The sequence below is a fragment of the Arthrobacter sp. P1_B9 genome (assembly GCF_056406495.1).
The window spans coordinates 209,236-221,248 of sequence record NZ_JBFUAA010000003.1; the positions used below are offsets into that span (position 1 = coordinate 209,236).

Annotated in this window: 10 protein-coding genes; 5 read left to right on the plus strand and 5 right to left on the minus strand. The window is 68.6% G+C overall.

From position 1 onward, the window contains the following. Positions 1-177 precede the first annotated feature (177 nt). The 3 genes from AC1D1A_RS05915 to nirB form a co-directional block, all read right to left on the minus strand. Complete coding sequence (locus AC1D1A_RS05915) at positions 178-1,332, minus strand: uroporphyrinogen-III synthase (protein ID WP_476856642.1); 1,155 nt, start codon at positions 1,330-1,332, stop codon at positions 178-180. 92 nt (positions 1,333-1,424) lie between these two features. Further along, positions 1,425-2,459 (minus strand): uroporphyrinogen-III C-methyltransferase, encoded by a 1,035-nt coding sequence (gene cobA, locus AC1D1A_RS05920; RefSeq protein WP_476947328.1) that lies wholly within the window; start codon positions 2,457-2,459, stop codon positions 1,425-1,427. A gap of 2 nt (positions 2,460-2,461) precedes the next feature. Continuing rightward, a complete protein-coding gene (gene nirB, locus AC1D1A_RS05925) occupies positions 2,462-5,170 on the minus strand; it encodes a nitrite reductase large subunit NirB (protein WP_476947329.1) in 2,709 nt (902 codons plus the stop codon). A 256-nt stretch (positions 5,171-5,426) separates the two neighbouring features. Between nirB and nirD the strand changes: the two genes are divergently transcribed. Next, positions 5,427-5,807 carry a nitrite reductase small subunit NirD gene (nirD, locus tag AC1D1A_RS05930; RefSeq protein WP_476931518.1) on the plus strand — a complete coding sequence of 127 codons (381 nt, stop codon included), beginning with the start codon at positions 5,427-5,429 and terminating at the stop codon, positions 5,805-5,807. Here the strand turns inward: nirD and AC1D1A_RS05935 are convergent. Further along, positions 5,804-7,543, minus strand: a complete 1,740-nt coding sequence (locus AC1D1A_RS05935; protein WP_476947330.1) for a phospho-sugar mutase — start codon at positions 7,541-7,543, stop codon at positions 5,804-5,806. The genes nirD and AC1D1A_RS05935 overlap by 4 nt on opposite strands. 127 nt (positions 7,544-7,670) lie before the next feature. Here AC1D1A_RS05935 and AC1D1A_RS05940 point away from each other — a divergent pair, with 127 nt between their 5' ends. Further along, positions 7,671-8,150, plus strand: coding sequence for an RrF2 family transcriptional regulator (locus AC1D1A_RS05940; RefSeq protein ID WP_028278356.1), 480 nt, complete (start codon positions 7,671-7,673; stop codon positions 8,148-8,150). A gap of 51 nt (positions 8,151-8,201) precedes the next feature. Here AC1D1A_RS05940 and AC1D1A_RS05945 read toward each other — a convergent pair whose 3' ends face one another. After that, a complete protein-coding gene (locus tag AC1D1A_RS05945; RefSeq protein ID WP_028278355.1) occupies positions 8,202-9,020 on the minus strand; it encodes a purine-nucleoside phosphorylase in 819 nt (272 codons plus the stop codon). A gap of 108 nt (positions 9,021-9,128) precedes the next feature. Here AC1D1A_RS05945 and AC1D1A_RS05950 point away from each other — a divergent pair, with 108 nt between their 5' ends. The 3 genes from AC1D1A_RS05950 (at position 9,129) to AC1D1A_RS05960 (ending at position 11,977) form a co-directional block, all read left to right on the plus strand. Further along, complete coding sequence (locus tag AC1D1A_RS05950) at positions 9,129-10,544, plus strand: NAD(P)H-quinone dehydrogenase (protein ID WP_028278354.1); 1,416 nt, start codon at positions 9,129-9,131, stop codon at positions 10,542-10,544. Positions 10,545-10,597: 53 nt separating this feature from the next. Further along, the gene (locus AC1D1A_RS05955; protein ID WP_476947331.1) at positions 10,598-11,329 is read left to right on the plus strand and encodes a hypothetical protein; all 732 of its coding nucleotides are present in this window, start codon (positions 10,598-10,600) and stop codon (positions 11,327-11,329) included. Positions 11,330-11,503: 174 nt separating this feature from the next. Next, positions 11,504-11,977, plus strand: a complete 474-nt coding sequence (locus AC1D1A_RS05960) for a DUF805 domain-containing protein (RefSeq protein WP_476856537.1) — start codon at positions 11,504-11,506, stop codon at positions 11,975-11,977. Positions 11,978-12,013: the final 36 nt, after the last annotated feature.

Genomic DNA, 12,013 nt, shown 5'->3' on the forward strand with positions numbered 1-12,013 from the left:
TCCGATTTTTCCGGGGTGTTTCCCGGGTGTTGCCGCTTCTGCCCTGCCCGTTCGCCAGTATTTACCGGCCGGTAATGCCGTGGGTCACACCCCGCGAAGGCCGGCAGCAAAGCAACGCGGGGTCACTTAGCGCCTATAGATAGCGGTGGGATGGGCGCTATGTGACCCCGCGTTGGGTTAGACCCTGATCCGGTAGCCGCGTTTCACCACGGTTTCCACCAGCCGGGTGTCCGGCAGCGCGGACCGCAGCCGGCTGACGGTCATGTCCAGGGCATGCACGGAACCGCGCAGCTCCAGCAGGTCCGAGAGTGCCTCGCGGGACAGCACTGCCCCGCCGGCGCCGATGAGCGCGCGCAGCAGCAACAGCGGTGCGGGCGCCATCTCGACCGGCTCGCCGTTGATGCGCAGCGACCGGCCGCGCAGCTCCACCCTGCCGGAAACGGTGTCGAGCCGGCGGACGTGGTTCAGCGCCAGGTGCTCGCAGACCAGCCGGATCAGGGCGCCCATCCGGAACCGTTCCGGGATCAGCGGGTGCAGCCCGGCATCGAGCAGCGGCTGCGCGGTGATGGGCCCGACGACGGCGGTCGCCACGGTGGTCTTCAGGCTCTCCACGAGCTGTTTGTAGACGCCCATCTCGTGCGCCGTGCTCCACATCGCGTCCACGGCGGGCGCGCTGGTGAACGTCAGGACATCCAGGTTGCCGCTGCACGCGGCTTCGATCAGCTTGGGCAGCCGGTCGGCGCCGTCGGGCTTGACCCAGCGGTACGGGGTGACCGTCAGGACGGTGGCGCCGGACATGCGCAGGCGCTCGAGCTGGCGGACATCGGTGTAGCCGTGCAGCTGCACCGCGACTGTCTTGCCGCGCACACCCTCGGCCAGGAGCATGTCCACGAGCGTGGACGTGGTTTCGTCGCTGCTGATTCCGACGTCGGCGAGCCCGGCGGCGCGCACGGCGCCGCGGGCTTTGGGCCCGCGGACGAACATCCGGGTGGCGGAGAGGGTCTCCAGCAGCTGGTCGCCAATGCCAAACGTGTCCGCGGCCTCGCACCAGCGGCGCATGCCGTAGGCGGTGGTCGCGATGCAAAGATCGGGCCGGGCGGCGATGATCGCCCGGGTGTCCTCGATCAGGCTCTGGTCCTCCCGGACCGGGGCGATCTTCAGTGCCGGGGCGTGAAGCACCTCGGCACCGCGGCGTTCCAGGGCCTCGATGAGGTCCTGCGAACGGCGGTGCGAGGTGACGCCGATCCGGAAGCCGTCCAGGGGAAGGTCCCGGTCGGTCGCGTCCTCGGCGGGTTCGGGCGCGGGGGCGCCGGCGGTCGCGCCGGCGGTCAGTGCGGAGGCGAGGGCGGGGTTCAAGGGGGACAGTGGTGCGCCGGGCTCCGGGAGGGCTGCGGCGACGGCGTTCAGTGCGCTCATGGGAATCCTTACGCCTCCATCAGTGATGCGGCCAGACGGTCGAGCTCTGCCGTGGCACCGGCACAGCCCCGGTTGGCTTCGGCCACCCGGACAACGTCCCCGATCACCAGGACGGCGGGGTTGCTGCAGCCCGCGGCTGCGGAGGTGATGGTGCCCAGCTCGGCGATCGTGGTGCGCTGGCCGGGGCGGTAGCCGCGTTCGACCACCGCCATCGGCATGTCGGCCCGCATCCCGGCCCGGCGGAGTCCGGCCGCGAGGTGGTGCAGGGTGCCGATGCCCATCAGGACCACAATGGTTCCGCCGAGCCCGGCGAGGTGCGTCAGTTCGTTCTCGGTCAGCGGAGCATGGCCTGAAACAACCGTGAACATGTGGCTGACTTCGCGGTGCGTGACCGGGATGCCGGCGGCGGCCGGAACCGAGATGGCGCTGGTGACTCCGGAGATGACGCGGACCGGAACCCCGGCCGCGACGCAGGACGCGACTTCCTCGCCGCCGCGGCCGAACACATAGGGGTCCCCGCCCTTGAGGCGGACCACGTTGTTGCCGGCCAGCGCGCTTTCCACCATGAGCTTTTCGATGTCGGCCTGGCTGACCTTGTGGTGGCCGGGCTTCTTGCCCACATCCACTAGCTCTGCCGTGGTCAGGGACGGCAGGTCCTGGTACGGGGCGAGCCGGTCGTAGAAGACGACGTCGGCATCGCGCAGCGCGGCGACGGCGGCGACCGTGAGCAGCTCGGTGGTCCCGGGTCCGCCGCCGACCAGCGTGACGTGGCCCGCCGCGCCGGCCGGGGGCTCGGCCGCCACCGGGATGCCGGTGGCACGGCACCGGCCGAGGAGGGCCTCCCAGCCGGGCTGGCCGTCGTCGACCGCCGCGACCAGGAACGGGCGCTCGGGCAGCGGGCCGTCAATGCCGGCGCCCTGCGGGGTGCTGAGGCGGAACACGACGGCGCCGGCCGCCTCATAGCGCCGCACGGCCTGACGGGCGGCGTGGTCCGCGCCCGTGACCAGGACTTCGCGTCCGGTGAGGTCAATGGTGAGCTGCATGGCTATACCTCGTTCTCGTCAGGCAGTCCCGGGGTGGTGGCCCGGACCGGAATGGAAGCCCCGATCAGGACCGGCTGCTTCCCGGCCCGCGCCTTCTCCTCCGCTGTCGCGGGGCGCATCTGGCCGCGCTCGTCGGAGACGAAGGTGATCGAATCGTCTTTCTGGTCCGGGGCGTTGACGAAGGAGCGGAAGCGGCGGAGGCGTTCGGGATCCTTCAGGGTGTCGGCCCATTCGTCGACGTAGGTGTCAACGTGCTTGGCCATGGCGGCTTCGAGGTCCTCGGCGATGCCCAGGGTGTCGTGGACCACCACGTCCTCGACGTGCTTGATGCCGCCGTCGAGCTCTTCCTGCCAGCGCGCGGTGCGCTGCAGCCGGTCGGCCGTGCGGATGTAGTACATGAAGTAGCGGTCGATGTACTTGATCAGGGTTTCGTCGTCGAGGTCCTTGGCCAGCAGCTGGGCGTGCGCCGGAGTGGCGCCGCCGTTGCCGCCGACGTACAGGTTCCAGCCGTCGGCGGTGGCGATGACGCCGACGTCCTTGCCCCGGGCCTCCGCACATTCGCGGGCGCAGCCGGAGACGCCCATCTTCAGCTTGTGCGGGCTGCGGAGGCCGCGGTAGCGCAGCTCGAGCGCGATGGCCATGGCCACCGAATCCTGGACCCCGAAGCGGCACCAGGTGGAGCCGACGCAGGACTTCACCGTGCGCAGGCTCTTGCCGTAGGCCTGGCCGGATTCGAAGCCGGCATCGACCAGGACCTTCCAGATTTCGGGCAGCTGCTCCAGCCGGGCGCCGAACATGTCGATCCGCTGCCCGCCGGTGATCTTGGTGTAGAGGCCGTACTGCTCGGCGACCGTGGCGATCACGCCGAGTTTCTTCGGGGTGATCTCGCCGCCGGCGATCCGCGGGACCACCGAGTAGGTGCCGTCCTTTTGCATGTTGGCCAGGGCGCGGTCGTTGGTGTCCTGCAGGGTGCCGCGGCCGGCGTCCAGGACGTAGGCGCTGTTCTGGCTGGCGAGGATGTTGGCGATGGTCGGCTTGCAGATATCGCAGCCGGCGCCGGTGCCGTACTTGGCCATGATCTCCTCGAAGGAGGTCAGCTCCAGGACCCGGATGGCGTCGAAGAGTTCCTGGCGGGAGAGCTCGATGTGTTCGCACAGGGCCTTGGAGACTTCGACGCCGGACTTGGTCAGTTCGGTTTCGAGCAGCTTCTTGAGCATCGGCACGCAGGAACCGCAGCTGGTGCCGGCGCGGGTGCAGCCCTTGAGCTCGCCGAGTTCCCGGACCGGCGCGTTGCCGTCGCAGCTCCCGCAGCCGTTGACGGTGTCACGGATGGTTCCGGCCGAGACGTTGTTGCAGGAACACAGGATCGCGTCATCCGGCAGTTGGATCTCCAAGACTCCGTCCCCGGCGTCACCGCCGCCGGCCGCGGTGAGGTAGGCGCCGGGTTCGGCGGCCAGTTCGCGGCCCAGCATGGGGCGCAGGGAGGTGTAGGGCGAGGCGTCGCCGACGAAGATGCCGCCGAGCAGGGTCTTGGCATCGTCGGTGGTGACGATCTTCTGGTAGACGCCGCGGGCGGGGTCGGCGTAGACGATCTCGAGCGCGTGTTCCGTGCGGGCGAAGGCGTCACCGAAGCTGGCGACGTCGACGCCGGAGAGCTTGAGCTTGGTGGCGGTGTCGAAGCCGGGGAAGGTCGCGTCGCCGCCGTGCAGCCGGTCCGCGACGATTTCGGCCATCGTGTTGGCCGGGGCCACGAGTCCCAGGCACATGCCGCCGAAGTTGGCGACCTCGCCGATCGCCCAGATGCCGGGAACCTCCGTGGAACAGTCGTCGGAGATGACGACGCCGCCGCGCTGGCCGAGCTGGAACTGCTGCGGTCCCTTTTGCCCATCCGGGCCATCCGCCGCCCGGAACAGTTCGTCGCGGGGCCGCACGCCGATCGCGACGATCACGATGTCGGCGTCGATGATCCGGCCGTCGGCCATGAGGACGCCGGTGACCTGGCCGTCGTCGTCGGAGAGGACCTCGGAGGGGAACACCCCGCCGTGGACGGTGAAGCCCTTGGCCTCGATCAGCCGGCCGAGCGCCTGCCCGGCGCCCTCGTCCAGCTGGGTGTTCATGAGCCACGGCGAGCCGTTGATGACGATCGGGGTGGCGCCGAGCTGTTCGGTGCCGGCGGCTGATTCCAGGCCCAGCAGACCGCCGCCGATCGTGACCGCGTTGACCTTCCGGCCCAGCTTCGCGGTGAGGTCCGCGATGGCCTTGTTGATGGACCAGACGTCCTCAAGGGTGCGGTACACATGGGTGAGTTCGGCGCCCGGGATGGGCAGGCGGGCAGCGTCCGAGCCCGTCGCGACCACCAGCTCGTCATAGGGATAAATGGTTCCCGCCGCGGTCCGGACGGTCTTGCCGGCGGCGTCGATGCTGGTGACGCGCTCGCCGGTCTTGAGGTTCAGGGCCGTGTGGTCCCACATGGAAGCGCTGCCCAGGGTGAGGTCGACGTCGCTGTCGGTGAGTGCCTTGCTCAGCGCGACGCGGTCATAGGGGAGGTGGGCTTCCTCGGTGAGGACGGTCACGTGCCAGCCATCGAGTCCGCGGGCGTGCATGGCATCGGCGAAACGGTGCGCCGCGGGGCCGCCGCCGGCCACCACAATACGGCGCGGGGCGGCGCTGGTTGCGCCCTGGTTCGGGTGGCTTGAGGGGTGTCCGGTCACGGTGGGCCTTTCGCATGGGCCGCAGACGGTGCTCTGCAGCTTGTCGTCCCAGACTAGGCAACCGGAATTTCGCTTCAGTTTCCCTTATGTTTCGTGATCTTAACTTCTGCATCACGAATGCATTTCCCGCCGTGTGAGCTCTCTTTTACGCGCCGGACACATCCGGCGCGTCCGGATGAAACACCGCGCGCCTAGCTTGAATATGTGGCCGCAGCAGCGGTTGAGCCCGTAAGGGATGTATCAGAGAGGGGCCGGGATGACCGCCGTACTTGAAACCGCCGTACACGACGTTGAGGACCAAATTACTGAAGCCGCAGCCGGCTGGCACCGGGTGTGCGCCGTGGCGGACCTGGAACCCGCCTGGGGCGAGGCGGCACTGATTGCGGGCCGCCAGGTGGCTCTGTTCCGCACCCTGTCCAGTGAGGTTTTCGCCGTCGCGCAGGAGGACCCGGCCACCGGGGCGAACGTCATGGCACGCGGCATCACCGGATCCCGCGGGGACCGGCCCACGGTGGCATCTCCGTTGCACAAGGAGGTCTACGACCTCGGCACCGGAGAATGCCTCGGCAGCCCGGAACTCCGCCTCGCCACCTTCGGTACCCGGATTGTGGGCGGGTACATTGAGGTGCAGCTCTAGAGGCCCAGTGCCTCGCGGACGTCCGCAAGGACGCCGTCCAAGGCCGTGCGGGCCTCGTCCCGGGCTGCCGGAAGCTCGGCGGCCGAGCCGACACTGCGGATGACTTCCAGGTAGCACTTGAGCTTCGGTTCCGTACCGCTGGGGCGGATGATCACACGGCTGAGGTCCCGGGTCAGGTACAGCAGGCCCTCGGTGGGCGGGAGGAGTTCGCTGCCCTCGGCAAGGTCCGTGACGGCCTCGACGCCGGAGCCGCCAAACGATTCCGGCGGGCTCACGCGCAGCCGGTTCATCATCGCGTCCAGCAGGCCGAGGTCCGCCACCCGGATGCTGAGCTGGTCGCTCGCGTGCAGCCCGTGCACCAGGTACAGCTCGTCCAGGGTGTCAAAGATCGTCTTGCCCTCGGCCTTTGCGGCCGCCGCGAGTTCGGCAATGAGGACCGCAGCCGAAATGCCGTCCTTGTCGCGCACCAGCGACGGAGCAACGCAGTAGCCCAGCGCTTCCTCGTAGCCGTAGACCAGCCCCGGCACCCGGGCAATCCACTTGAAACCGGTCAGGGTTTCCTCGTGCGCATAGCCTGCCGCGGCCGCGATTCGCGCCAGCAGCCGGGAGGACACGATCGAGTTGGCGAACACGCCGGCCGGTGCTTCGCCACTGGCGGCCTGCCGCGCCACGACGTGGGCACCTAGCAATGCGCCTACCTCGTCGCCGCGCAGCATGCGCCACGCGCCGGTATCAGGATCCTTCGCCGCCACCGCTGCCCGGTCGGCGTCGGGATCGTTGGCGATCACGATGTCGGCGTCCTCGCGCGTCGCCGCCTCGAGGGCGAGATCCAGCGCCCCGGGCTCCTCCGGGTTCGGGAAGTTTACCGTGGGGAAGTCCGGATCCGGCTGCGCCTGTTCGGTGACGAGCGTGACGTCGTCGAATCCGGCGGCGTTCAGCACCGCCACGGCCGTTTCCCCGCCCACACCGTGCATGGGGGTCAGGACGATCTTCAGCCCGCGGGCCGGGAAGTGCGCAGGGACTGCCAGGGCCGCGACGGCGCGCTGGTAGTCGGCCGCGATGGAGGGCTCCAGCACGGTCCACCCGTCCGCGGCCAGGACGATCGAGTCCAGGGCGCCGACGGCGTCGATCTTCGCCGCTATCAGGGCGTCGTAGGGTGCCACGATCTGGGCGCCGCGGCCGCTTTCCTCCACCGCGTGACGGCCGAGGTACACCTTGTAGCCGTTGTCCTGCGGCGGGTTGTGGCTGGCGGTAACCATGACGCCGCCGTCGCAGTCCAGCGCCCGCACCGCGTAGGCGAGCAGCGGGGTAGGCAGCGCTGCCGGCATCAGGAAGGTCTCAACCCCCGCCGCGGTGAGGATCGCCGCGGTTTCCTCGGCGAAAATGTCGGAGTTGTAACGGGCGTCATAGCCGACGACGGCGCGCGGCCGGGTGCCGGGGGAGGCCTGCCCGACCGCGTTGGTGAGGAAGGCGGTGAAGCCGGCGGCGGCGCGGCGGACCACCACGCGGTTCATCCGGTTCGGACCCGGGCCGAGGGCTGCCCGCAGTCCAGCGGTGCCGAACTGCAGGGTGCCGCTGAAGCTGTCGGCCAGTTCCTGGCGGGCCGCGGCGACGCCCCCGTCGGCGCGGCGGACGAGTTCGGAGAGTGCGGCGGCGGTGGCGGGGTCCGGGTCCTGGCTTGCCCAATCGCGGGCATCGCTCAGGAGGCGGGCGAGTTCGGCATCAGAAGACGTCATGGAACCAAACTATCGCCAATCGTGGGCGATTCCTGCCCAGACAATCGGGAGTTCGGGTTTCAGTTCCATCTCGAGGCTTTTCGCGGGACCTTGACACCCAAATTTCCGGACACGTAACGTCTGGAATATGAAGATGGGCCGTGGTGTCGAATGGGCCGTGCACAGTTGCGTCAACATGGCATGGACACCGCCCGGTGAACCGGTGAACAGTGCCCGGCTGGCAGAGTTCTACAAACTCCCGGCGGCCTATCTCAACAAGCAGTTTCAGTCGCTGGTCCGCGCCGGCGTCCTGGACTCGGTGTCGGGTCCCCGCGGCGGCTTTCTCTTGGCGCGCCGGCCCGAAAATATCACCGTGCTGGACATCGTGCTGGCGCTGGAGGGCCAGGACCCGGCGTTCCGGTGCGAGGCGATCCTCGGAAATGTTCCGGAACCGGACCGGCAGGAGAACTTCGCGCGGACGTGCCTGATTTCCCAGACTATGCGCCAGGCCGAACTCGCCTGGCGGCAGGCGCTGGCCCGCCAGAGCATCGCCGGGATCGCGGACTCGATGGAGCGGCGGTTCCCGGCGGATAAAGCAAAGGTCCTGGACTACCTGGCCGCGGAATAGCCGCAGCCGGGTGGCCCAGGACCTGTCGCGGGGCCTAGCCCAGAACCAGGATCAGAGCTTGGCGATGATGTCTGCCAGCAGCTTGGAAATCCGCGGGCCGGCGGCCTCGCCGGCCTCGAGGACTTCCCCGTGGCTGAGCGGCACGGGGCTGATCCCGGCGGCGAGGTTGGTCACCAGCGAGATGCCGAAGACCTCCATGCCGGCGTGACGGCCGGCGATCGCCTCAAGCGCCGTGGACATGCCCACCAGGTCGGCGCCGATCCGCTTGGCGTACTGCACCTCGGCGGGCGTCTCATAGTGCGGGCCGGTGAACTGGGCGTAGACGCCCTCGTCCAGCGACGGGTCCACCTCGCGGGCCAGCCCGCGGATCCGGGAGGAGTACAGGTCCGTCAGGTCCACGAACGTTGCCCCTTCCAACGGAGAGGTGGCGGTGAGGTTGATGTGGTCGCTGATGAGCACCGGCGTGCCGGGCGTCCAGTTCTCGTTAAGCCCGCCGCAGCCGTTGGTCAGCACGAGGGTCTTGCAGCCGGCCGCGGCGGCGGTGCGCACCCCGTGCACCACGGCTCGGACGCCCTTGCCCTCGTAGTAGTGCGTGCGTGCGCCCAGTACCAGGGCGCGCTTGCCCTCTTTGGTCAGGACCGAGCGGATGGTGCCCACGTGCCCCACCACGGACGGTGCGGAGAAGCCGGGGATTTCGGCGGCGGACAAGGTGGCGGTCGTCTCGCCGATGAGCTCGGCGGCGTCGCCCCAGCCCGAGCCGAGGACCAGCGCGACGTCATGGGAGTCGACGCCCGTCTCTGCAGCGATGTAGTCGGCGGCGGCGCGGGCGGCGTCGAAAGGGTCCGTGTTCAGGAATTCTGTTGTACTCACCGGTACAAGTTATCGCGGCCGGGGCCCGCTGCCCAGCATGCACGGCCGGACCCGCGCGCGGCCCGGATTCTTGGTGGCTCCGGTTCAGATGGTGGACAATGGTTGATTGTGACTACGCATCCTGACTTCAGCTCACCCCGCATCGCAATTCTCGGCGGAGGCCCTGGCGGCTACGAGGCCGCCATGGTCGCCGCCTCGCTGGGGGCGCAGGTCACCATCATCGAGCGTGCGGGCCTCGGCGGCTCGGCGGTGCTGACCGACGTCGTTCCGTCCAAAACCCTGATCGCGACGGCAGATCTGATGACCCGCGTCGGCGAGGCCGGCGAGCTCGGGGTTAAATTCGACCTCGACGGCGGCGACTGCACCCCCACGATGCGCGCGGACCTCAAGCACATCAACGACCGCCTGCTGCGGCTGGCGCGGAAGCAGTCGGAGGACATCCAAGTCGGGCTGGAACACCAGAACGTCCGCATCCTGATCGGTTCCGGCAGGCTGCTGGACAACCACACCATCGAGGTCCTCACCGCCAACGGCACCGAGACGGTGGAAGCAGACACCATCCTGCTGGCGGTCGGCGCCCACCCGCGCGAGCTGCCCACGGCCCGCCCGGACGGTGAGCGCATCCTCAACTGGGCCCAGATCTACAACATGGACGTGCTCCCCGAAGAGCTGATCGTGGTGGGTTCCGGCGTCACGGGCGCGGAATTCGCCTCGGCCTACAACGGCCTGGGTTCCAAGGTCACCCTGATTTCCAGCCGCGACCGCGTGCTGCCGGGCTCGGACACCGACGCCGCCGAGGTCCTCGAGGGCGTCTTCGAACGCCGCGGGCTTAAGGTCCTCTCCCGCGCCCGCGCCGAGACCGTCGAGCGCACGGACGACGGCGTCGTGGTCACCCTCGGCGACGGTTCGAAGGTGACCGGCAGCCACTGCCTGGTCTGCGTCGGCTCCATCCCCAACACGGCCGGCATCGGCCTGGAGGAAGCCGGCGTCGCGCTGACCGAGAGCGGCCACATCAAGGTCGACGGCGTCTCGCGCACCACTGCGCCGAACATCTACGCCGCGGGCGACTGCACCGGCGTGCTGGCGCTCGCCTCCGTCGCCGCGATGCAGGGCCGGATCGCGATCGCGCACTTCCTGGGCGACAGTGTCATGCCCCTTAAGCTGCACCAGGTCGCGTCCAACATCTTCACCTCGCCCGAGATTGCGAACGTGGGCGTCTCCGAGGCCGAGATTGATTCGGGCAAGTACCAGGCCGACGTCATCAAGCTGTCGCTGCGCAGCAACGCCCGCGCCAAGATGCGCAACCACCGCGACGGTTTCATCAAGATCTTCGCCCGTAAGGGCTCCGGCACCGTGATCGGCGGGGTGGTGGTGGGGCCGAACGCCTCCGAGCTCATCTTCGCGATCTCGATCGCCGTGACCCAGAAGCTGCACGTCGACGACATCGCCAGCACTTTCACCGTGTACCCGTCCCTGAGCGGCTCCATCTCCGAAGCAGCCCGGCGGCTCCACGTCCACATGTAGATTGCGCACGTAGAGTTACAGAGCGGGCCCGCCGCAATCCGGAGGCTGATGCCATGCAGAGTCCCCAGGCGCTGGTTGAAGCCGCCGAGCGGGCCGCCGCGCGCTCTACTGCGCACGGCGCCGCGGGGGACGTCGCGGGGGAAGAAGAATCCTTCACCGGGTTCGGCGTCACCGGGGTTCCGTTCAGTTCAGGCTACGTACTGGCGTTGCGGCGCTTCGCCGGGTCATCGATCGGGCCGGGGTACACCTCGGTCTGGATCCGCGACCCCGCCGGAGCATGGTCAATGCATGGCACCGTGGCCCCAGGACTCTCGTGCCCCCGGTACTTCGGCGCCGCCCTCGATTCGGCGTCAACCTCCCGCATTTCCCTCACGTGGAGCGGCAGCCACGCTTTCACGGTCGACGTCGACGTCGACGGCGGCGCTGCGCTGCACTGGCAGCTCACGCTGCGCTCCACGACGATCACCAGATTCATGACGGTGGTGTCCGGTGCCGTTCCGGACCGGCTGTGGCGCAGCCGGGCGTTCCTGCGCGCCATGGGTGCCGTTGCCGGACCGCTCCTCGGGGCGGGCCACCTGGGCCTGACTGGCCTCGCCCCCAACGGCCAACGATTTGCCGTCCACCCTCGGCGCATGTGGTTCGTCGCAGACAGCCGGGCCGTGCTCAAGGGACGCGACTTGGGAGAACCCACTGCCTTGCCAGTCCAGGACAGGTTGGGGGACTTCTGGATACCCCGGCGAGGCATCCTGATGATGGGAACCGCGGTGTTCGAGCCGGGAGATTAAGCACGACGGTTGACCGGCGCCTGAGGTTCCGCGTCCACTGATCCGGGTCTAGCCTCCTGCGCCGCACACATGCGCGGGTGAACGCAGTGTAAATTCTCGCCGCCCAACAGGCATTCATGTCCGCCGGCGGCCCTAGGATGAATCTCGTCATTCGCACTCATTCAAGGGGACTACATGAGTTATCCGCAGCAACCGAATGCATTTCCGCCCCAGACCGGAGAGACTCCGCTTTGGGCGCCGCTCTATGGGGCTACCCTCAAGCAGGCCGTCCAGCGATTCTTCAAGAAATACGCCATCTTCTCCGGCCGGGCAAGCCGCAGTGAGTACTGGTGGTGGGCACTGGTGTCCCTCATCGTCGGGATAGTCATCAACATCATCACCAGCACCGGCACGACGACTAATGCGTCCGGAACCGCCGTGACGGGACCGGGTGCCATTGTCGGCTTGATCCTTGCTGTCATTTGGGGGCTCGGGACAATCGTTCCGTCCGTTGCCCTGCTGGCACGGCGCCTCCACGACGTGAACCTGAGCGCCTGGCTGATCCTGCTGGTCCTGGTGCCGTTCCTCGGCGGCCTGGCGCTGTTGGTGATGACAATTCTGCCCTCCAACCCTGCCGGCCAGCGGTTCGACCAGCCCTCCGGCTACTAGTGCGCTTCCGCTGAGCGAAGAATCCCTGGCCGGGAA